Consider the following 21172-nt stretch of genomic DNA (forward strand, 5'->3'; position numbering starts at 1 on the left):
CGGAGCGGCAAGGAGGAGCGCGTGACAGAAGCGCCGTCGGTGCGTAACCGCCGACCACCCGGAGAGCGGCGGGAGCAGATCCTCACCGTCGCCACGGAGATGTTCGGCAACGGCGGCTTCCGGGGTGTGGCTCTCGCCGACATCGCAACGGCCGTGGGCATCTCGCAGCCCGGGCTGCTCCACCACTTCAAGAGCAAGGAAGAGTTGCTGATCGCCGCTCTGGAGCACCGTGACGCCGACAGCACCCAGCACATGCAGGAGATGTTCCGCACCTCCTCGGTGGTGGACGCGGTGCTGTCGCTGTGCCGTCACAACATGGCGAACCCGGAGTCCATGCGGCTGTTCGCGGTGGAGTCCGCCGAAAGCATCGAACCCGGCCACCCGGCCCACGACTTCTTCCGGCGCCGCTACGTCCGCGTCCGCCAGGTCATGGCCGAGCGTGTCCGCCACGACCAGGCAGCCGGAAAGCTGCCTGCGGAGCTCGATCCCGTGCAGTTCGCCGCCGAGTTGCACGCGGTCATGGACGGGTTGCAGGTCCAGTGGCTGCTGGACCCGTCCTTCGACATGGCCGGGGTGCTGGCCGTCTATCTCGATCGGTTCCGGCGTTCGGAGGGGGAGTCGTGTTGAGCGACCAGCTGGAGGAGCACCTCGACGTGTTGGTCGGCAAGCTCGACCTTCCGCGCAAGGTTCGGCTGCTGACCGGCGCCGGGCACTCGCACACCCACGCGGAGCCCGCGGTGGGTCTGCGCGCGATGACGTTCTCCGACGGCCCGGCCGGGGTCCGCGGACCCTCGTGGGACGACGGGGAGCCGTCGGCCTGCCTGCCCTGTCCGACCGCGATCGCGGCGAGCTGGGACATCGCCGGGGCGTCCGCCGCCGGCAGGCTGCTCGCGGCCGAGGCCGTGCGCAAGAACGTCGACGTGGTGCTCGCGCCGACGGTCAACCTGCACCGCAGCCCGGTCGGGGGCAGGCATTTCGAGTGCCTTTCCGAGGATCCGCTGCTGTCCGGCGGGATCGGCGCCGCACTCGTCGGCGCCCTGCAGGAACACGGTGTGGGGGCGACGGTCAAGCACTACGTCGCCAACGACTCGGAGACCGAGCGCTTCTCCGTCGATGTGCGGCTCGGCGAGCGCGTGCTGCGAGAGGTGTATCTCGCGCCGTTCGAGGAAATCGTCCTGGCCGTGCGGCCGCTGCTGGTCATGGCGGCGTACAACGCGGTCAACGGCACCACCATGACCGAGCACCGGCTGCTCGACGACCCGCTGCGCGCCCGGTGGGGCTTCGACGGCGTCGTTGTCTCGGACTGGCGCGCGACACGCTCCCTCGCCGCCGCCTCGGCCGGACTCGACCTGGCGATGCCGGGGCCGGACGGGCCGTGGGGTGACACGCTGCGCGAGGCCGTCGAGTGCGGCGCGATTGCCGAGTCCAGACTGGACACGAAGGTCAAGAACCTGCTGCGGCTCGCGGCCCGCGTGGGTGCGCTGGAGTCGGTGCCCGCCGGGCGTCCTGCGATCGTGACCACGGGCGGCGACGTGCGCGCACAGCTGCGTGCCGCCGCGGCCGACGGGACCGTGCTCCTGCACAACGCAGGTGCCGTCCTGCCACTGCCACTGGAGCGCGTGCGGCGGGTCGCGGTGATCGGCGAGCTGGCCGAGCATCCCCGCATCCAGGGCGGCGGCAGCGCCGAGGTGCGTCCCGCCCACGTGGTGTCCCCGCTCGAAGGCATCCGGGCCGTGCTGCCGCCGGAGGTCGAGGTCACCTACGCCGCGGGCAGCTACCTCGACGGCGACCCCGGCCCGGTGCCCCCGGCCTGCCTGCGCGGGCGGACGGGCGACGGGGCCGTGCGGGTCCGGTGGCTCACCGATGCCGGCGAGGAACTGCGGACCGAGAGCCGGGACACCGGCGAGCTGGTGCGGTTCGGCAGTGACGTGCCGCGGGGCGCGGCCGTCGTCGAGCTGGCCACCGTGCTGCACCCGGACGTCACCGGCGTGTGGCAACTGGGCCTGCGGGGCGCGGGCCGGATCACGTTCGAGGCCGGCGGGCACACCCTGCACGACGGGGACGTCGCACCCTCGTACGACGGGCCGGGCGCGGACATTCTGACCCCACCCGTGCGGATCTTCGATATCGGGCTCACCGCGGAAAGCCCGCTGGAGCTGCGCCTGTCGCAGCGCATCCCGGCCAGTGGCGTCGCCCTGTCCTTCCGGGCCAGGCGTCCCCGCCGGTCGCCCGCCGAGGAACTGGAGAGGGCGCGGCAGGACGCTCGCTCGGCCGATGTCGCGATCGTCGTCGTGGGCACGAGCTCGCAGATCGAGAGCGAGGGCTTCGACCGGGCGAACCTCTCCCTGCCTCCCGGGCAGGACGACCTGGTGCGGGCCGTCGCGGAAGAGAACCCGAACACCCTGGCCGTGGTCAACGCCGGGGCACCCGTATTGCTCCCGTGGCGCGACGACGTCGCCGCGGTGCTGGTCACGTGGTTCGCCGGCCAGGAGGTCGGTGCCGCGCTCGCCGACGTGCTCACCGGCGCGGCCGAGCCGGGCGGGCGGCTGCCGATGACCTGGCCGGGGCGCACCGAGGACGTTCCCGTGCTCGACACGCGGCCCGTCGACGGTCGCCTGTCCTACCGGGAGGGTCTTCATGTCGGCTACCGCGCGTGGCTTCGCGGCGGCGTCGAGCCCGCGTACCCGTTCGGGCACGGCCTCGGCTACACGACGTGGGAGCTGGTGGACCTGCACCCGCCCGCGGCCGTCCGGCAGGCCGACGGCCCCCGCGAGCCCGCGACGGTCGTCACCGCCAGGGTGCGCAACACCGGCAGCCGCACGGGCAAGCAGGTCATCCAGGTCTACCTGGCGCGCCCGGATTCGGGCATCGAGCGGCCCGTCCGCTGGCTCGCCGGGTTCACGGCCGTGCACGCCTATCCCGGTGAGACGGTCGATGTGGACGTCTCGCTGCCTTGGCGTGCCTTCTGGCACTGGGATTCCCAGGCGGGAGGTTGGGCCGTGGAACCGGGTTCCTTCGACGTCCTGGTCGGGTTCTCGTCGGCCGGGCTCCACAAGACGACGTCGGTCGACGTGTCCCCGGGCACGCGGGCCGAATCCGGGGGGAGCAACAACCCTGTCCCAGAACGCGGGTCGACCCGCGAACGGTAAACACAGTGAGGTGGTCCACCGATGTACCCCACAGGACGATTTCCCCTCGGTTCGGCTCTGTCGCGCCGCACGCTGCTCGGCGGCCTCTCGGCCCTCGGGCTGGCCAACGTGGTCGGCTGCCGCTCGGCCGTCGAGGAAAGCGGCCAGGGCGGCGGGGCGACGAAGCCCGTCCGCGGCGGCACGCTGGTCACGACGGTGGCGGCGGAGCCGGTGCCCGGGGCGTACTTCACCGGCCGTCCCGGCAACATCTTCTGGTGCCGCAACGTCCTCGAGACCCTGTTGATCCTCGATGAGAACGACAAGAGGATTCCGTTGCTGGCCACCGAATGGTCGCTGTCCGAGGGAAACCAGACGTTCACCGCGAAACTGCGTGAGGGTGTGACGTTCCACTCCGGGCGGCCGTTCACGGCTGACGACGTCGTGTTCAGCTTCGAGCGGGAGATGGCGGGCGACGGGCTGGCCTCCTTCAACGGCGCGATGGAGGGCTGGCAGGTGAAGGCGACGGGTGAGCACGAGGTGACCATCACCTCGCCCAGGCCGTTGCAGGAGATCGTGTGGCCCATTCTCGACGTCACGCCGATCATCGACAAGGAGACCTACCAGGGGCTCGACGACGGCTCGAAGGTCATCGGCACCGGCCCGTTCGTGTGGTCGAGCTACCAGGCGGGCACCGAGCTCAAGATGACGCGCAACGACTCCTACTGGGCGGACGGCCTGCCCTACCTGGACGGTGTCGAGATCACGGTGATCAAGGACTCCACCGCGGAGCTGGCGGCGTTGCGTTCGGGAAGGGTCCAGATCGCCGGCGGGCTGAGCACCGTGGACACGCAGACGATCACCAGCGGCGACTCGTTCGACCTGGTCGCCCACCACGGGCTCCTCTACGGGATGGGCTTCGACGTCAGCCAGCCGCCCTTCGACAAGGTGGACCTGCGCCACGCGGTCGCCTACGCGATCGATCGTGACCGCATCAACAACCAGGTCATGGGTGGTCTCGCGAGCTCGCCCAGCCTGCCATGGGGCGAGGACGCGACCGGCTACCCTGCGGAGCTGGCCAACACCTACACCTACGATCCGGACAAGGCGCGGCAGCTGGTCCAGAAGGCCGGCGCGACGGGCGCGCAGTTCACGATCGCGCTCCACAACCAGCCCGTCCCGCGCCGGATCTACGAGATCATCGCGCGTAACCTGTCCGATGTGGGCTTGCGGCCGTCACCGCGGGAGCTCTCGATCGCCGACTTCGAACCGCTGCGGTCCACGGGCAAGCTCGGTCCCGCGTACCTCATCTGGTCCGCGACCGCTGGGCTGCCGCCCGCGCTCATGGTCGACGCCCTGACCGAGCTTCGCCCGTCCGGCAACTCGCAGAACTACAGCGACGAGAAGTACGCGCGCCTCGCTCAGGCGCTGATCGACAGTTCGGACGAGAGCACGACCGCGACGAGGTTGCGGGCGCTGTCGCAGAAGGTGCTCGACGACGCGTTCTTCGTCCCCTACTCCATCACGCCCATCACCAACGCCCGTGCCAGCTCTGTGCGGGACGTCGTCATCGGCCGCTACGGGCGTACCTTCCGGACGGCCTACCTCGCGAAGTGAGTTTTCGATGATCCGCTTCCTGTTGCGACGCTTGCCGTCCGTTGTATTCGTGTTGCTGACGACGACGGTCATCGCGTTCCTGCTGCCGCGCCTGGCGCCCGGCGACCCCGCCGCCGTCGCGGCGGGGCCCGAGGCCACCCAGCAGCAGATCGCCGCGATCCGGGCCGAGATGGGGCTGAACCGGCCGCTCGTCGAGCAGTACTTCGACTGGCTCGGCGGACTGCTCACCGGCAACCTCGGCGAGTCGTATCAGTTCCACCGCCCCGTTTCCGAGCTGATCGGCGCGCGGCTGGGGAGTACAGTCGAGCTGACGGTCGCCGCCACGCTCATCATGATCGTGGCCGGCGTCGGCGTCGGCGTCTTCGGCGGGTCAGCACGCTCGCGGCTGTCCCGGTTCACCGCCGACGCGACAAGCACGGGAATGCTGGCGATGCCACCGTTCCTCGCCGGGCTGCTGCTGGTGATCCTCCTGGGCGTGACCTTCCGCGTGCTCCCGATCAGCGGCGAGGTGGCGGTACTGGACGATCCGGTGATCGGGCTGCAGTACCTGGTCCTGCCCGCCGTGGCGCTCGCGGTGCCGATGTCCGGCGGCATCGCCATGCTCGTGCAGTCCTCGATGGACAACGCGTGGCGGCAGGACTATGTGGACCTCGCGGTCGCGAAGGGGGTGGGGCGGCGGCGCATCACCGCGCGGCACGTGGTCCGGAACAGCCTCGGCCCCGCGGTCGTGGCGATCGGCATCCGCTTCGGCGAGATGCTGGCCGGTGCCGTCGTCATCGAGATGATCTTCGCGAGGAACGGGCTCGGGCAGCTGGCGGTGTCGAGCGTGCAGAGCGCCGACTACAACGTGGTTCAGGTGATCATCGTCGGCGCCGTGGTGATCGCGGTGGTCGTGCAGCTGCTCACCGAGATCGCGATGGCCACGCTGGACCCGCGAGTCCGGTTGGGAGTGTGACGCCATGACAACCGATACCGAGACGACGAGCGGCGCGGCGCGCCGTGAGAGCGGCGGCGCGGTGAGGCGTTACCTCGCGGCGTTGCGCACGCCGCGGGGCGCGATCGGGGCCGGGCTGCTGGGTCTGCTCGTGCTGCTGGCCGTGCTGGCGCCGGTGCTGTTCCCCGGCGGGTACGACGACCAGGGCGACAACGCACTGGCCGGCGCGTCCGGAGCGCACTGGATGGGCACCGACGAGCTCGGCCGGGACATCGTCGCGCGCACGATCTTCGGCCTGCGCACGGACCTGACCCTGCTGTTGACCGCCGTGCCGGCGAGCGCGGTCATCGGGACGTTGATGGGGCTCGCCGGGGTGATCTCGCGGTGGCTCGGTGCCGGTATGCAGCGGCTGCTCGACGTCATCCTCGGGTTCCCCGGGATCGTGCTCGGCATGAGCGTCGTGCTGGTCCTCGGGACTGGCTGGTCGGCGCTGTTCGTTTCCATCCTCGTCATCGGGTTGCCGCTGTTCGGCCGTCAGGCCAGGGCGGGGTTGCAGGTCGAGCAGGAACGCGAGTACGTGCTGGCCGCGCGGGTGCTCGGCGTGCGCCGCCGGACCGTGCTGACCCGGCACGTGCTGCCGAACATCGTCGACCCGATCGTGGTCAACGCCGCCGTATACATGGTGGTGGCGGTCTTCATCGAGGCCGGCCTGAGCATCGTCGGGCTCGGTATTCAACCGCCGATCCCTTCGCTGGGCGCGATGCTCAACACCGGCGCCCGCTACCTCGAGGTCCACCCCGCTTATGTGATGGGCCCCGGCCTGGTGTTGCTGTTGCTCACGCTGGCCTTCACTCTCCTGTCCAACGCACTGAACAAGGCGGTGCTTCGCCGATGAACGCCGTTCCGCAGACCATCGTTCCCGAGACGCGACACGACGAGGAGAACGCACTGTTGGAGGTGCGCGGGCTGCGCACCGAGTTCCGGGCCGCGGGCGGCACGGTATGCGCGGTCAACGACGTCAGCCTGGCCGTGCGGCGGGGAAAGGTTCTCGGCGTGGTCGGGGAGTCCGGCTCCGGAAAGTCGGTGACCGCGCGCTCGATCCTGCGGATGGTCCCCGAACCTGGCCGGGTCGTCGGTGGCGAGGTCCTGTTCGAAGGGCGGGACCTGCTCGGACTGTCCGAACCGAACATGCGTGCCCTGCGGGGTAGCGAGATCGCGATGGTCTTCCAGGACCCGCAGTCCGCGCTGAACCCGGTGCTCACGGTCGGCTACCAGGTCGCCGAGGCGCTCATCGTGCACGGGGTGGACCGGCGGACGGCCCGTCGCCGGGCGCTGGAGCTGTTGCAGCAGGTGGGCATCCCGGACGCCGAGCGGCGGATCGACGACTACCCGTACCAGTTCTCCGGCGGTATGCGGCAGCGCGTCGTGATAGCCATCGCGCTCGCCGGCTCGCCGTCTTTGCTGATCGCCGACGAGCCGACCACGGCACTCGACGTCACGATCCAGGCGCAGATTCTGCGACTGCTCGGCAGGCTGCGCGACGAGCTGGACATCGCCGTGCTGATGATCACGCATGACATGGGCGTGGTCGCGGAGACGTGTGACGACGTCGTGGTGATGTACGGCGGCCGGGTCGTCGAGCAGGGACCCGCTGAGATGATCTTCTCCCGGCAGGAACACCCCTATACGGCGGACCTGCTCAAGGCGATGCCGCGGATGGACGAGGACGGCATGCGGAGACTGCCCGCCATTCCCGGCGCACCGCCCGATCCGGCGGCGCTGCCGTCTGGGTGTGCGTTCCACCCGCGCTGCCGCCTGGCCGAGGACGAGTGCCGCACCACCGTGCCCGAGTTGGCGCCCCGGGGCGGTACGGGGCAGGCGGCCGCGTGCTGGGTCACCGGGCGCGGTGCGGCGATCCCGCCGCTCGACCGCGCGCCCGCCGACGGCGGCGACCGGCCGGGCCCCGGCGGCACGTCGCTGCTGTCGGTGGAGAACGTGCGCGTGAACGTCGCCTCGGAGCGCAGGAGCCTGTTCGGCAGGCCCGACCCGGTGTACGCGGTGGACGGGGTGAGCCTCTCCGTCGCGGGTGGCGAGACCGTGGGCCTGGTCGGCGAGTCGGGGTGCGGCAAGTCGACGCTCGCCCGCACGATCGTCGGGATCAATCGGCCCGCGGAGGGCACCGTGCGGGTCGGCCCGGACGGCGTGGACGCGTTCACCGGCGCGGGCACCCGGCCGCTGCGGTCGACGGTGCAGTACGTGTTCCAGGACCCGTACGCCTCGCTCAACCCCCGTCGCACCGTGCGGCAGTCGCTCGGCGAGGCGCTGGAGATGCGCGGGGTGCCGCGCGGCGCGCGCGCCGCCGAGGCGAGCGAGCTGATGCGGCGCGTGGGCTTGAACGAAGGGTACCTCGACCGGTATCCGCACGCGTTCTCGGGCGGCCAGCGGCAGCGGATCGGGATCGCCAGGGCGCTCGCCGTCCAGCCGAAGGTCCTGATCTGCGACGAACCGGTGTCGGCGCTGGACGTGTCGATCCAGGCGCAGATCATCAACCTGCTGGAGTCGCTGCGCGACGACCTCGGCCTCGGCTACCTGTTCATCGCCCACGACCTGTCCGTGGTACGGCACCTCTCGGACCGGGTCGCGGTGATGTACCTGGGCAAGATCGTCGAGACCGGACCGGTCGATGCGGTGTACTCCTCACCGCAGCATCCGTACACGGTCGCGCTGATGTCGTCGTCACCCGCGCCCGATACCACGGCGCGCGACCGAGAGCGGATCGTGCTCACCGGAGACCTGCCCAGCCCGAAGAACCCGCCGTCGGGCTGCCGGTTCCGCACGCGCTGCCCCATCGGGCCGCTGACCCACCCCGAACGGCGGATCTGCGCGGAGGAGGAGCCCCCGCTCGCCGAGACACCCCACGGCCAGCTGGCCGCGTGCCACTTCGCGAGTGAGATGGCGGTGCTGTCGTGAGTGAGAAACCGGGTTCTGACGCGGCTGAACACTCACGACCCTGTGGAGGTTGGATCTGATGCGCATCATCTACGTCGACGTCGACACGCTGCGAGCCGACCATACCGAGCCCTACGGCTACCAGCGGCCCACCACCCCGAATCTGCGGGCGCTCGCCGGGAAGTCCGTGGTGTTCGACCGCTACTACTGCTCCGACTCACCGTGCCTGCCGTCGCGGACCGCCCTGATGAGCGGCCAGTTCGGCATCACCAACGGCGTAATCGGGCATTTCGGTGAGGCGGCCCGGTTCCGGCTCGATGCCGGGCACGGGCCCGATCCGCACCGGCCGCTGCTCGGGCAGCAGCTCGAAAGGCACGGCTACTACACGGCGGCCGTGTCGATGTTCGCCGAACGGCACCGCGCCTACCACTTCTGCGGCAACTTCCGCGAGATGATCCGCGCGACCAGTGAGATCAACGACGAGCAGGCCCACGACGTGAACCGGGCGGCCATCGACTGGCTGCGCAGGCACGCGCACGAGGACGACTGGTACCTGCACCTGACCTACTGGGAGCCGCACACCGGATACCTCACCGGTCCGCAGTGGACGGAGCGCGCCGCCGCGTCGGGTCCGCCGCCGTCCTGGCCCGACCAGGCGGCCATCGACGGGCACGCCGAGGTGTACGGGCCGCGCAGCGCGCTCGACCTGCACTACTTCGCGGTGCCGAGGACGTCGTCGGTGCCGGACACCATGCCCGACGCCATCCGGACCCGAGCGGACTTCGAGCACCTGATCAACGGGTTCGACGGCGCCGTCATGTACTGGGACCACTACTTCGGTCAGCTCCTTGCGACGCTGGAGGAGCTGGACATCGCCGGCGACACGGCGATCATCGTCAGCGCCGACCACGGCGAGTCGTTCGGGGAGAACGGCTCCTACGCCGAGCACGGGCTGGCCAACGAGCCAACACACCGCCTCCCGCTCGTCGTCTACTGGCCGGGCGTCACCGACACCCTCTCGGAGGACGCCCGCCGGTGCGACTCCCTGCTGTACAACATCGACCTCGCGCCGACCCTGTGCGAGCTGCTCGGTATCCCGGTGCCCGATGGCTGGCAGGGCACGTCGTTCGCTCCGGCGGTCCGCGGTGAGCGCATCGGTTCCCGGGAGTACCTGGTGTTCGGGCACGGCGCGCACACCTACCAGCGGGCCGTGCGCACCCGGGACCACCTCTACGTCCGCACCTATCACCCCGGCGCGTTCCGGGCCGAATGGGAGCAACTGTTCGACGTCAGCGCCGACCCGTACCTGACACGTGACCTGCTGCCCGACGAGCCGGACCTGGCCGCGCGCATGCGAGGTCACCTGGCCGAATGGTGGGACTACTACGCGGGACGGCCGGGCGCGCTGCCCGACCCCATGCTGACCACGCTCCAGACCGGACCGACCTACTACAACGATCCGGTGCGCTACGCGGACCACCTGCGGCAGACCGGGCGCAGGGACCTGGCCGACGATCTCGAACAGCGGCTCGCCGCGACCACGCCGGTCACCCCCGTGTCCTGGCACGCGCCGGACGTCGCGTGGCCGCCGGGCCGGTTCGAACGGCTTGCCCGCAGGATGGGACGAGGCCAGTCGTGACCGCGGCGCGTCCCAACGTCGTGCTCGTGCTCGCCGACGACCTCGGCTACTCGGACCTCGGCTGCTACGGCAGCGAGATCCCCACCCCCAACCTGGACGCGCTCGCGCGCGACGGCGTCCGGCTCACCCGGTTCACCACGACGGCGCGGTGCAGCCCCTCCCGCGCATCGTTGCTGACCGGACTGCACCCGCACCAGGCCGGGATCGGCGAGCTGACGGGCGACGACGGACCCGGCGGGTACCCGGGCAGTCTCAACGACCGCTGCGTGACCGCGGCCGAAGTGCTCGGCGCCGGCGGCTACACGACGTACCTGAGCGGGAAATGGCACGTGTCCCACGAGAAGCACCGCCCCTCGGTGGCGTGGCCGACCCGGCGCGGCTTCCAGCACTTCTACGGAACGCTGGACGGCGGCGGCAACTACTACGCGCCCAAGGGGCTGTGCCGCGGTGAGCGGGACGTGTCGCACGAGGCGGCGGAGGACCCGGACTTCTACTACACCGACGCCATCACCGACGCGGCCGTCGGCTACGTCCGCGACCACCGCGCCCGCTACGGGGACCGGCCGTTCTTCTGCTACGTCGCCTATACGGCCCCGCACTTCCCCCTGCACGCGAGAGACGAGGACATCGCACGGCACGCGGGGAACTACCGCGAGGGCTGGGACGTTGTGCGGCAACGCCGGATCGACCGGATGCGCGAACTTGGGATCCTCGGCGAGAAAACCGAGGCCGCCCCGCGCGATCCGCAGGTATCCGCGTGGGAGGACACCCCGGACAAGGACTACGAGCAGCGGCGCATGGAGGTCTACGCGGCCATGGTCGAGGCCATGGACCGCGGCATCGGCCGGATCGTCGAGCAGCTGCGGCTCAGCGGCCAGCTCGACGACACGGTGTTCGTGTTCCTGTCCGACAACGGCGGGTGCGCCGAGGAGGTGTCTCCCCGGCTCGGCGGCGACCGCGGCCCGAAGATCATCCCCGCCGCCACCACCGACGGCAGGCCGGTGTACGTAGGGAGACAGCCGGACCACCCGCCCGGCGGCGAGGACACGTTCGCCTTCTGCGGCCCGCAGTGGGCGCACGTGTCCAACGCGCCGTTCCGGCTGCACAAGCGCTGGGTGCACGAGGGCGGCATCGCCTCGCCGTTCATCGTGCACTGGCCGCGCGGGCTCGGCGAGCGTGCCGGGACCCTGTGCGACGCCCCGCACTACCTGCCGGACGTGCTGCCCACGCTGCTGGAGGCAACCGGCGCCGAGTATCCGGGGCTCGACCGCGATGTGCTGCCACCGGAGGGCGTGAGCATGCTCGGCTCGCTGCGCGGCGCGCCAGGTGACGACGAGCGCTGCCAGTTCTACGAGCACCTCGGAAACGCCGCCGTGCGGCGCGGCGACTGGAAGCTCGTGCGCGACTACCCGGGCGACTGGGAGCTCTACGACGTGACCGCCGACCCCACGGAGCTGCACGACCTGGCAGGAGAGCGGCCCGGGCTCGTGCGCGAACTCGCCTACGCCTGGGCGGAATGGGCGGCCCGCTGCGGCGTGGTGCCCCGCGAGCGCATCGTCGAGCTCAGCCGCTGGGGTATCGCGCAACCGGACTAGCGCTCAGTGTTAGTGCTGGGCGAAACGAGGAGGAACATGCCGAACGTGGACGACGGCCCGAGGAACGTGGTCTGGATCGTCACCGACCAGATGCGCGCACAGGCGACCGGGTACGCGGGTGACCCGAACGTCTGCACGCCGAACCTGGACCGGCTGGCGGCCGAGGGCGCGAACTTCACACGCGCCGTGTCCGGCTCGCCACTGTGCTGCCCGTTCCGCGGCGCGCTGGTCACGGGACGGTACCCGCACAACAACGGCGTGCCCGGATTCCGGGATCCGTTGCCGGAGGGCACCCCGACGCTGGCGCACGCGTTCAACGACGCCGGGTACCGGACGTGCTACATCGGCAAATGGCATCTCGACGGCGACCGGGCCGGAACGGGCGCCGCGTGGGACAACGACCAGGCGCGGATGATCCCGCCCGAGCGCCGCGGAGGGTTCACCGACTGGTGGGCCTACGAGAACCGCAACCGTCCCTTCGACTGCCAGCTGCACACGGACTCCGGCCGCGTTCCGGAGTCCATGCCGGTCCTCGACCGGGCCGACGGTATGGAGCGCTTCCAGGTGCCGGGCTACGAGACCGACGGGCTGACGACCATGCTGCTCGACTGGCTCGGCGAGCAGACCCGCGACCGGCCCGAGCAGCCGTTCTTCGCGGTGCTTTCGGTACAGCCGCCGCACAACCCGTACACCGCGCCGGCCGAGGACATGGCCCGGCACACGCCGGGTGACGTGCGGCTGCGGCCCAATGTGCCCGCCATCCCGCGGATCACCGAGCGGGCGCAGCGGGACCTGGCCGGGTACTACGCCGCAGTCGAACGGGTCGACCACAACGTCGGCCGGATCAGGGCGGCGCTGGACGAGCTCGGGCTGACCGACAGCACCTATCTCGTGTTCCTCAGTGACCACGGCGACATGCACGGCTCGCACGGACAGTGGCGCAAGACGGGGCCGTGGGAGGAGTCGATCCGCATCCCGTTCCTTGTCGGCGGGCCCAGCCGCGAGCACCAGAACTCCAACCGGCCGGACGTGCCGGTCAACCATGTCGACATCGCGCCGACGACACTCGGACTGTGCGGAATACCCGTGCCAGCAGAGATGGAGGGCACTGACTACAGTCGCCTGGCCACCACCCCCGGCATCCGCCCGCCCACGTGGGAGGGCCCGCCGGACGACGCCTACCTCACCATGCCGGTGCCGACGGGCCACCCGCAGAGCGTCGACCGGGCGTGGCGCGGCATCGTGACCAGGGACAACTGGAAGTACGTTTCCCTGGAGGGGCAACCCTGGATGCTTTTCGACCTCGACGACGATCCTTACGAGCTCGTCAACCTCGCCCACGACCCCGCGTACCACGTTGTCCGCACCGGCCTGCAGGACCGGCTCCGGCAGTGGATCGAGCGGACCGGAGACAGCCCCGAGTCGTGAGTCGTCAGAGCCCCGTTGGCGGAGGGCGAGCCGGGCCGGCCGATAGAGATGGTCTCGTTCGGTGTCCGCCGCTCGTGGGCGGTAGCCGGCTTGCCTTGTCGCGGCCGGTGATCAGAACCCGTACGTTCCCTCGGCCAGGAGTCGCGCGGTGGCAAGGCCGAAGCCGCTCCTGCCTCCTGAGACCACGGCGCCCGTGCCGTCGCATTTTCCCATGTCTGATGTCCTCCGATGCGTGAGAGATGGGTTTCGAAGCGGGTGGCGGTTCAGGGTTGGTCGTAGTGGCCGGAGGTGATGTCCTCCAGGAGCGTGGGGCCGGTGGGGTTCCATGCGAGTAGGTCGCGGGTGATCTTGCTGGTGGCGGGGATATCGGCGGCGAGGAACCGGCCGATGAACGGGATCTCGTCGGCGATCTGCTCTGCCGGGACGGACTTCGCCGGCACGCCGAGGCGACCGGCGAGCGCTTCGGCGATGTGTCGTACGGGCACGCCGTCTTCGGCGGCGGCATGCAGGATCGTGCCGGCGGGGGCGCTCTCGAGTCCGAGCCGGACCAGGTGTGCGGCGTCGGAGCGGTGGACGGCGGGCCAGCGGTTGCCGCCCTCGCCGGGGTAGACGGAGGCTCCGCGCCGTCGGGCGGCTTGGGCGACGATGGAGATGAAGCCGTGGTCGCCTTCGCCGTGGACGGTCGGGGCGAAGCGGGCGGGGATGACGCGTACGCCCTTCCCGGTGTAGGTCAGGGCGAGGTTCTCGGCGCCGCCGCGCGGTGAGTCCGGGCCGACGGCTGGATCGGAGTCCAGCTCTGTCGCCGGGCGCCCCAGGCCGGGCATCGCGAGGCCGGCGGCGAGCATGAAGGGCCGGTCGGACCCGGCGAGGGCGTCGCTGATGGTCCGGACCGTGGCCCGTTCGGCGCGGTTGGAGATCTCGGGATGGGCCCAGTCGTGCTTGTTCGCGAGGTGGACCACGCCGTCGGCCTCCGCCGCGGCCTGGCGGATCTGGTCGAGGTCGTCGAGGTCGCCGCGGTGGACGCCCGCCCCGAGGTCCTTGATGACGGATGCCGATGCCTCGGAGCGGGCCAGCCCGGTCACCGCGTGCCCGGCGGCGATGAGTTCGGCGACGACGGCGCGGCCGATGAATCCGGATGCTCCGGTGACGAAGACGTGCATGGGTGCTCATTCTCCCTCGCTGATGTCAGAGGCTGACATCAGCGAGCATAGCCTTGATGTCAGCCTCTGTCATCACTTGGCTCGGTCCGGTTAAGATGCGGGCATGGCACGTTGGGCACCTGGGGCGTCAGATCGTCTGCAGCGGGCGGCGATGGAACTGTTCGCCGAGGGCGGCTTCGAGGCGACGACGGTGGCCGGGATTGCCGAACGGGCCGGGGTGACCGAGCGGACGTTCTTCCGGCACTTCGCGGACAAGCGTGAGGTGCTGTTCGCCGGCGAGGGGCAGCTCGAGGCGGTCCTCGTGGACGCGATCGCCGGCGCACCGGCAGACGCGTCCCTTGCCGACCTGGTCGTCGCGGCGCTTGCCGCCGTGGGAGGGGCCCTGCAGGACGTGCGTGGTCGCGACTTCGCCCGCGTACGGAACGAGATCATCACCGCGAACGAGCAGCTGCAGGAGCGGGAACTGCTCAAGCTGGCGAAACTCTCCCACGCCGTGACCGCCGCGCTCCTCGACCGCGGAGTGGCGGACGTGCCCGCGCGCCTGGCCGGCGATCTCGTCGTGTCCGTGTTCAGCACCGCCTTCGCCCGGTGGATCGCTCCCGATCAGACCCGTGACCTGGTCGAGCTGCAACGCGAGGGTCTTGCTGCGATCAGCGAACTGACACGCGTCGAGACCGTGTGACGGCGGTGCCCCGAGTCCACACCGGGTCGGCGATGCCGGGGGACTCCGGTGTCGAGGGCGCAGCCGGCTGCGCTTCCCACGGCACGCCGCGGTCCACCTCGTTGGTGCGTGCCAGTCGTCAGACTTGTACAAGATTCTGACGGCCGTCGCGAAGATGTGGCACATTGAGACCCTGGCAGTCGGGGGGAATCTATGTCAATCGAACGTCGGCCGCACGGAGACTGAGTCGTGTCAGCCCGGTGGCTGGCACACTGGTCGAAAGATTCCGGAGGTGGTTCGTGAAGGCCCGCTCGCTCGTGTTCGACCTGTTCGGCGACTATCTGCGCTACCGGGGCGGCGAGGTGCGCCTGCGGCACCTGGTCGCTCTCATGGGATGGTTCGACGTCCCGGAGGCCACCGTCCGCGTGGTGGTCACGCGGCTGCGCAAAGAGGGCTGGCTGAGCAGCAGGCGGGAGGGCCGGGAAACCGTCTATGCCCTGACCGATGCGGCCTGGAAGCTGCTGGACGAGGGCCGTGACCGGATCTTCAACCGGGCGCGCGGCCCGTGGGACGGCCAGTGGCACATGGTGCTGTACTCGGTTCCCGAGTCCGAGCGTGGCGTCCGCGAGCAACTGCGGAAGAAGCTGGCCTGGTTCGGGTTCGGTCCGCTGTCGGCGTCGGTGTGGCTCAGTCCGCACGACCGCACCGACCTGGTGCGCGAGGCCTTCGCCGAGGAGCCGGCCGTGCGGCTGGACATCTTCCGGTCCCGCTCGGTCGGCCTGGAGGCCGACCGGGACATCGCGGCACGTGCCTGGGACCTCGGCCAGCTCGACCGTGACTACGCCGAGTTGCTGCACGAGTACCGGCCCCGGCTCAGCCGCTATCGGGCCGGAGGACTCGGCGGATCCGACGCACTGGCGGAACGCATGCGGCTCGTGCAGGACTACCGCAGGTTCCCGTTCCGGGACCCGGATCTGCCGCCGGAGCTGCTGCCGGAGGGCTGGCACGGGCGCCAGGCGCACGAGGTCTTCCTGGAGGCACACGGTCTTCTCCGGGGTGCCGCGGAGGGGAGCGTGGACGAGCTGATCGGTGCGGACGGACCGGTGGCCGAGAAGGCGGGCTGACGAAATAGTTCCACTTTCTAGACGGTCGTCGGATCGATGTTGTAACTTGAGCCAGGACGCTTCGCCATGTGGTGTTGCGTGGGTTCAACGAGGAGCGTGGTGCTCATGTCAGTGCCGACTGACACGCCTCATCGATCCGGTCTCGTCGTCGTGGGGCTGTGCTTCCTGACGATCGTCTTCGACGGTTACGACCTCATCGTCTACGGCTCGGCGGTGCCGGGCCTGCTCGCCGAGCCAGGGTGGGGACTGGGGCCTGCCCAAGCCGGTGCCATCGGCAGTTACGCGCTGGTGGGAATGCTCATCGGCGCGTTGAGCGCAGGCGCGCTCACCGACGTGGTGGGGCGGCGACGAATCATGCTGGCCGGCATCACCTGGTTCTCGGCGCTGATGGTGGCCTGCGCGCTCGCGCCGAGCCCGTGGCTGCTCGGCCTGTTCCGCTTCCTGGCCGGGCTCGGCCTCGGCGGTGTCATTCCCAGTGCCATCGCGCTGACCGTCGAGTACGCACCGCGCGGGCGGCGCCAGCTGTACAACGCGCTCATGTTCGTCGGCTACTCGGTCGGCGGCGTGCTGGCGGCGGTGTGTGCCCTCGCGCTGGCCGCCGACCACGGATGGCGGCCCCTGATGGCGATCGGTGCCGCGCCGCTGGTCATCGTGCTGCCGCTGGCCTGGCGCTTCCTGCCGGAGTCCGTCGGATACCTGATGGGCAAGGGCCGGTACGACGAGGCGCGCCGGCTTGCCCGGCGTTACGGGATCGCGATCGACCCGGTGCGCCAGGAGACCTCCGCGACGGCAACGGCGCGAACCGATCCCGGCGGGCCGACGGCGTTGTTCCGCGACGGCAGGCTGGCCGCGACCCTGCTGTTCGGCCTCGCGAGTTTCTGCGGGCTGCTGCTCGTCTACGGGCTCAACACGTGGCTGCCGCAGCTCATGCGCGAGGCGGGCTACCCGCTCGGGTCGGCGCTGACCTTCCTGCTCGTGCTCAACCTCGGCGCGATCGTCGGGACACTCGTCGCGTCCGTGCTGGCCGACCGGTTCGGCCCCAAGCCGGTCACCGTCACGGCGTTTCTGCTCGCCGCGTTGTGCCTCGTGGTCCTCAGCCAGCGGGTCGGCACGGGGTTGCTGTTCGCGGCGGTCGGTGTGGCGGGGCTGGGCAGTGTCGGCACCCAGATCCTCGTCAACGGCTACGTGGCGGTGCACTATCCCGCCCCGATCCGCGCCACGGCCCTGGGCTGGGCACTGGGTGTCGGCAGGGCCGGGGCGATCGTCGGACCGCTGTTCGGCGGCTGGGTGCTGGCCTCCGGCATCGGGTTCGAGTGGAACTTCTACGGCTTCGCCGTCCCCGCACTGGCCGGTGCGCTGCTCGTCGGCCTCGTGCCACGGGCGGGCCGGACGGACCACGCATCCGCGGTCGGCGACTCGCGGGCGCACGAGGCGACCAAGGAGGGAATGACGACATGAGCACGGCATCCGTTCCGGAGATCACCGCCGAGGAACAGGCGCAGCTCGACGAGCTGCACGCGGCCTTCGACGCGGCGAGCATGGTTCCGCTGTGGACAGAGATCGGCGGCTTGATGCCGACATCCCCCCGCCCGGACGCGGTGCCCGCGCTGTGGCGCTGGTCCACCCTGCTGCCCCTGGCGGAGCGCGCAGGTGAGCTGGTTCCCGTAGGCCGCGGGGGAGAGCGGCGTGCGATCGCGCTCAGCAACCCCGGGCTTGCGGGCACTCCGTACGCCACCCCGACGCTGTGGGCCGCGATCCAGTACCTCGGCCCGCGCGAGGAAGCCCCCGCGCACCGGCACACCCAGACGGCGTTCCGGTTCGTCGTCGACGGCGAAGGCGTATGGACGAACGTGGAGGGCGATCCGGTCGCCATGCGACGGGGCGACCTGCTCCTGACCCCCGGAATGCACTTTCACGAACACCACAACACGGCCGACCGCCCGATGGCCTGGATCGACGGACTCGACATCCCGCTGGTCCGCTACCTCGACGCCGGCTTCTTCGAGTTCGGCCCGGACGAGCTGTCCACGAAGGACACACCGCCGACCTCGCGGAACGAGCGGCTGTGGGCCCATCCCGGCCTCGCGCCGGTCGGTGCCCCGGGGCCGAAGGCTTCACCGCTCATGGCCTACCGCTGGGAGCACACCGATGCCGCGCTGCGGGCTCAGCTGGAACTGGAGGACGAGGGGTATCCGGGCGTGGTCGAGCCGGGGCACGCGGCCGTCCGGTTCACCAACCCCGCCACGGCAGGCGACTGCCTGTCCACCATCCGCTGCGAGATGCACCGGCTCCGGGCGGGAGCCCGGACGGCCCCGGTGCGCCTTGCCGGGTCGGCCGTGTGGCAGGTCTTCGAGGGCTCCGGGGTGGTGACAATCGGCGATGAGCGCTACGAGGTCGCCAAGGGCGACGTGTTCGCCGTGCCGTCCTGGGCGCCGCTCTCCCTGCACAGCGAGGCCGGTCTGGACGCGTTCCGCTTCTCCGACGAGCCCGTGTTCGAGGCGCTGCGCCTTGCCCGCACCACCCGAGAGGATGTCACCGCGTGAAGCTCGCCACCATTCGTACCGCCTCCGGCAGCGCCGCCGTGCGGGTCGATGCCGACGCCGCCGTGGAGGTCGGGGCACCCGATCTCGGCGTGTTCCTTGCCGACGCCGACTGGAGGATCAAGGCCGAGCGCGCCGACGGCCCGCGTCACGGCCTGGCGGCGCTGGAGTACGCCCCGGTCGTGCCAAGGCCGGAGAAGATCTTCTGCGTCGGGCTCAACTACCGCACGCACATCCTCGAAATGGGGCGGGAACTGCCGGAGCACCCGGCGCTGTTCGCGAAGTTCGCGCGTGCCCTGGTCGGTGCGCACGATCCGGTGGCGCTGCCCTCGGGTTCGGAGCAGGTGGACTGGGAGGCCGAGCTCGGGGTGGTCATCGGCGCCGAGGTCCGGCACGCGACCCCGGAGCAGGCGGCCGCGGCGATCGCAGGCTACACCGTCGTCAACGACGTCACGGCCCGCGACTTCCAGTACCGGTCGGTGCAGTGGTTGCAGGGCAAGACCTTCGAGCGCAGCACCCCGGTCGGTCCGTGGCTGGTGACCGATGCGGAGCCGGGGGCGATCACCTGCGTCGTCGACGATGACGTCGTGCAGAAGGCGGACACCGCCGACCTCGTGTTCGGTCCGGCGGCATTGGTGGCCTACATCTCCCGGATCGTCACGCTCGTGCCCGGTGACCTGATCGCCACCGGCACGCCTGGCGGGGTGGGGCACGCCCGCAAGCCACCGCGCTACCTCACCGAGGGTTCGCGGCTGACCACCCGTGTCGAAGGCGTCGGCGAGCTGCGCAACACCATGACCAGGGAGCGCTGATGCGCATCGCTGTCGCGGGTGGCGGTCCCGGCGGGCTGTTCCTCGCCACCCTGATCCGGCGCGCCGACCCGTCGGTCGAGGTGACGGTGTTCGAACGCAACCGGGCCGACGACACGTTCGGCTTCGGCGTCGTGTTCTCCGATCGCACGCTCGCCGGCATCCACGAGGCCGACCCGGTGCTGCGTGATGCGCTGACCGGACACGGCAGCCATTGGGACGAGATCGAGGTCAGGCTCAAGGGCGAGCGGATCCGCTGCGGCGGCAACGGGATGGCCGCCATCGTCCGGAGGACCCTGCTGGCCCTGATGCAGGCCAGGGCGCGGGACGTGGGCGCCGACCTGCGCTTCTCCACCGAGGTCACGCTCGATGAACTGGGCGGATACGACCTGGTGGTGGCCGCGGACGGCACGGGGTCGAAGATCCGCCGACAGCTCGAGAGCGGCGGCTCCGTCGACCTCGGCACGCAGCTGGAGACCGCGACGGCGAAGTTCATCTGGTTCGGCACCGATTACCTCTTCGACGGTCTGACGTTCATTCACGAACGTGGACCGGACGGGGTGTTCGCCGTGCACGGCTACCCGATCTCGGACAGGGCCTCGACGTTCATCGTGGAGACCGACGAGGCGACGTGGCGCCGGGCGGGGCTGGACGAGTTCGACGTGACCCAGCCGCCCGGCCAGAGCGACCTGGTGTCCCAGGACTACCTGGAGAAGCTGTTCGCCGAGCAGATCGACGGCAGACGACTGCTGAGCAACAACTCGCGCTGGGGCAACTTCCGGACCCGGCGCACGAAACGGTGGCACACGTTGCGCCCGCGGCCGGTGGCGCTTCTCGGGGACGCCGTGCACACCGCGCACTTCTCGGTCGGTTCCGGCACGAAGATGGCGATGGAGGACGCGGTCGCGCTCTCTCGCGCGCTGACCGAGCACCCGGACGACCTCGCTGCCGCGCTGGCGGCCTACGAGGACATGGCGCAGCCGTCGGTGCGCAGGATTCAGGACTCCGCGCGGCCGAGCCTGGCGTGGTGGGAGCACTTCGGCCGGTACCACGACGCGTTCGAGCCCTGGCAGTTCGCCTACCACTTCCTGTCCCGCAGCATCACCGACGCGCGGCTGGCGCGACGTGACCCTGGCTTCGTCGCGGGGAGCCATCGTGCGTGGGCCCGGGAACACGGTGCCGGACCGCTGGACACCCCGTTCGAGGCAGGCGGCTGGTCGGCGCCGGGCCGCCTCGTGAAGGTCGGCTTCGCCGGCGACGGGACACCCGAGCACGTCGTCGGGTCATCGAAGCTGCCGCTGGCCCGGGCAGCGCGGCCCGGGCCGTGGGGTGTGACGATCGAGGCGCCAGGGTCCGAGACGGGGCTGCCCGCCGCGTACGAGGAGCTCGCCGATGTGGCGGCGTCCGGCAGCCCGGTGCTCGCCGCCGTGCATGGCGGGACGCCGCTGACCCGCACGCTGGTGTGCGAGCGCGCTCGCCTGGTCGAGCGGCTCCCGGCACTGCTGGTCGACCGGGAGGCGGACGCGGACCGGGCACTCACCACGGTCCTGTCCGGCCGTGCCGACCTGGTCGGGGGTGCCGGGTGACCACC

16 protein-coding genes are annotated in these 21172 nt (G+C 70.8%); 15 read left to right on the plus strand and 1 reads right to left on the minus strand.

Features of this window, described 5'->3' with window-relative positions; translation table 11 throughout:
* Positions 1–21 precede the first annotated feature (21 nt).
* Genes JAP66_RS33105 through JAP66_RS30335 form a run of 9 tightly spaced genes read left to right on the plus strand, consistent with a single transcriptional unit; the run spans position 22 to position 13287 of the window.
* Positions 22–627 carry a TetR/AcrR family transcriptional regulator gene (locus tag JAP66_RS33105; protein ID WP_199435296.1) on the plus strand — a complete coding sequence of 202 codons (606 nt, stop codon included), beginning with the start codon at positions 22–24 and terminating at the stop codon, positions 625–627.
* Positions 624–3149 carry a beta-glucosidase family protein gene (locus tag JAP66_RS30300; RefSeq protein ID WP_210770799.1) on the plus strand — a complete coding sequence of 842 codons (2526 nt, stop codon included), beginning with the start codon at positions 624–626 and terminating at the stop codon, positions 3147–3149. The genes JAP66_RS33105 and JAP66_RS30300 overlap by 4 nt, the downstream gene beginning before the upstream one ends.
* Positions 3150–3170: 21 nt before the next feature.
* Entirely contained in the window at positions 3171–4742 is a 1572-nt protein-coding gene (locus JAP66_RS30305) for an ABC transporter substrate-binding protein (RefSeq protein WP_199435298.1), read from the plus strand.
* A 7-nt stretch (positions 4743–4749) separates the two neighbouring features.
* Positions 4750–5697: an ABC transporter permease gene (locus JAP66_RS30310; protein ID WP_199435299.1), complete on the plus strand. Its 948-nt coding sequence runs from the start codon at positions 4750–4752 to the stop codon at positions 5695–5697.
* Between the two features lie 4 nt (positions 5698–5701).
* Positions 5702–6571, plus strand: a complete 870-nt coding sequence (locus tag JAP66_RS30315) for an ABC transporter permease (protein WP_199435300.1) — start codon at positions 5702–5704, stop codon at positions 6569–6571.
* A complete protein-coding gene (locus JAP66_RS30320) occupies positions 6568–8646 on the plus strand; it encodes an ABC transporter ATP-binding protein (RefSeq protein ID WP_199435301.1) in 2079 nt (692 codons plus the stop codon). Before JAP66_RS30315 ends, JAP66_RS30320 begins: the two co-directional genes overlap by 4 nt.
* A gap of 58 nt (positions 8647–8704) precedes the next feature.
* Entirely contained in the window at positions 8705–10264 is a 1560-nt protein-coding gene (locus JAP66_RS30325; RefSeq protein ID WP_199435302.1) for a sulfatase family protein, read from the plus strand.
* The gene (locus JAP66_RS30330) at positions 10261–11859 is read left to right on the plus strand and encodes an arylsulfatase (RefSeq protein WP_199435303.1); all 1599 of its coding nucleotides are present in this window, start codon (positions 10261–10263) and stop codon (positions 11857–11859) included. The genes JAP66_RS30325 and JAP66_RS30330 overlap by 4 nt, the downstream gene beginning before the upstream one ends.
* A gap of 36 nt (positions 11860–11895) precedes the next feature.
* Positions 11896–13287: a sulfatase family protein gene (locus JAP66_RS30335; protein WP_199435304.1), complete on the plus strand. Its 1392-nt coding sequence runs from the start codon at positions 11896–11898 to the stop codon at positions 13285–13287.
* 263 nt (positions 13288–13550) lie between these two features.
* On the opposite strand, the gene JAP66_RS30340 is transcribed toward JAP66_RS30335, so the two are convergent.
* Complete coding sequence (locus JAP66_RS30340) at positions 13551–14447, minus strand: SDR family oxidoreductase (RefSeq protein ID WP_199435305.1); 897 nt, start codon at positions 14445–14447, stop codon at positions 13551–13553.
* 103 nt (positions 14448–14550) lie between these two features.
* Between JAP66_RS30340 and JAP66_RS30345 the strand changes: the two genes are divergently transcribed.
* The 6 genes from JAP66_RS30345 (at position 14551) to JAP66_RS30370 (ending at position 21167) form a co-directional block, all read left to right on the plus strand.
* Complete coding sequence (locus JAP66_RS30345; protein WP_199435306.1) at positions 14551–15129, plus strand: TetR/AcrR family transcriptional regulator; 579 nt, start codon at positions 14551–14553, stop codon at positions 15127–15129.
* A gap of 278 nt (positions 15130–15407) precedes the next feature.
* Positions 15408–16232: a PaaX family transcriptional regulator gene (locus JAP66_RS30350; RefSeq protein ID WP_199435307.1), complete on the plus strand. Its 825-nt coding sequence runs from the start codon at positions 15408–15410 to the stop codon at positions 16230–16232.
* Between the two features lie 105 nt (positions 16233–16337).
* Positions 16338–17690, plus strand: coding sequence for an MFS transporter (locus tag JAP66_RS30355; protein ID WP_210770800.1), 1353 nt, complete (start codon positions 16338–16340; stop codon positions 17688–17690).
* Positions 17687–18775 carry a cupin domain-containing protein gene (locus tag JAP66_RS30360; RefSeq protein WP_199435308.1) on the plus strand — a complete coding sequence of 363 codons (1089 nt, stop codon included), beginning with the start codon at positions 17687–17689 and terminating at the stop codon, positions 18773–18775. Before JAP66_RS30355 ends, JAP66_RS30360 begins: the two co-directional genes overlap by 4 nt.
* On the plus strand, positions 18772–19584 hold the full coding sequence (locus tag JAP66_RS30365; protein ID WP_199435309.1) for a fumarylacetoacetate hydrolase family protein: 813 nt from the start codon (positions 18772–18774) through the stop codon (positions 19582–19584). Before JAP66_RS30360 ends, JAP66_RS30365 begins: the two co-directional genes overlap by 4 nt.
* Positions 19584–21167, plus strand: coding sequence for an FAD-dependent monooxygenase (locus JAP66_RS30370; RefSeq protein ID WP_199435310.1), 1584 nt, complete (start codon positions 19584–19586; stop codon positions 21165–21167). The genes JAP66_RS30365 and JAP66_RS30370 overlap by 1 nt, the downstream gene beginning before the upstream one ends.
* The last annotated feature ends 5 nt before the right edge of the window (positions 21168–21172 follow it).

This window comes from Qaidamihabitans albus, assembly GCF_016464705.1.
Lineage (GTDB): Bacteria > Actinomycetota > Actinomycetes > Mycobacteriales > Pseudonocardiaceae > Qaidamihabitans > Qaidamihabitans albus.

Bases quoted from the DNA above. Each gene is read 5' to 3' on its own strand.
- JAP66_RS30340 (WP_199435305.1), bottom strand. From the start codon at position 14,447: ATGCACGTCTTCGTCACCGGAGCATCCGGATTCATCGGCCGCGCCGTC.
- JAP66_RS30305 (WP_199435298.1), top strand. From the start codon at position 3,171: ATGTACCCCACAGGACGATTTCCCCTCGGTTCGGCTCTGTCGCGCCGC.
- JAP66_RS30335 (WP_199435304.1), top strand. From the start codon at position 11,896: ATGCCGAACGTGGACGACGGCCCGAGGAACGTGGTCTGGATCGTCACC.
- JAP66_RS30315 (WP_199435300.1), top strand. From the start codon at position 5,702: ATGACAACCGATACCGAGACGACGAGCGGCGCGGCGCGCCGTGAGAGC.
- JAP66_RS30360 (WP_199435308.1), top strand. From the start codon at position 17,687: ATGAGCACGGCATCCGTTCCGGAGATCACCGCCGAGGAACAGGCGCAG.
- JAP66_RS30345 (WP_199435306.1), top strand. From the start codon at position 14,551: ATGGCACGTTGGGCACCTGGGGCGTCAGATCGTCTGCAGCGGGCGGCG.
- JAP66_RS30370 (WP_199435310.1), top strand. From the start codon at position 19,584: ATGCGCATCGCTGTCGCGGGTGGCGGTCCCGGCGGGCTGTTCCTCGCC.
- JAP66_RS30355 (WP_210770800.1), top strand. From the start codon at position 16,338: ATGTCAGTGCCGACTGACACGCCTCATCGATCCGGTCTCGTCGTCGTG.
- JAP66_RS30310 (WP_199435299.1), top strand. From the start codon at position 4,750: ATGATCCGCTTCCTGTTGCGACGCTTGCCGTCCGTTGTATTCGTGTTG.
- JAP66_RS30320 (WP_199435301.1), top strand. From the start codon at position 6,568: ATGAACGCCGTTCCGCAGACCATCGTTCCCGAGACGCGACACGACGAG.
- JAP66_RS30325 (WP_199435302.1), top strand. From the start codon at position 8,705: ATGCGCATCATCTACGTCGACGTCGACACGCTGCGAGCCGACCATACC.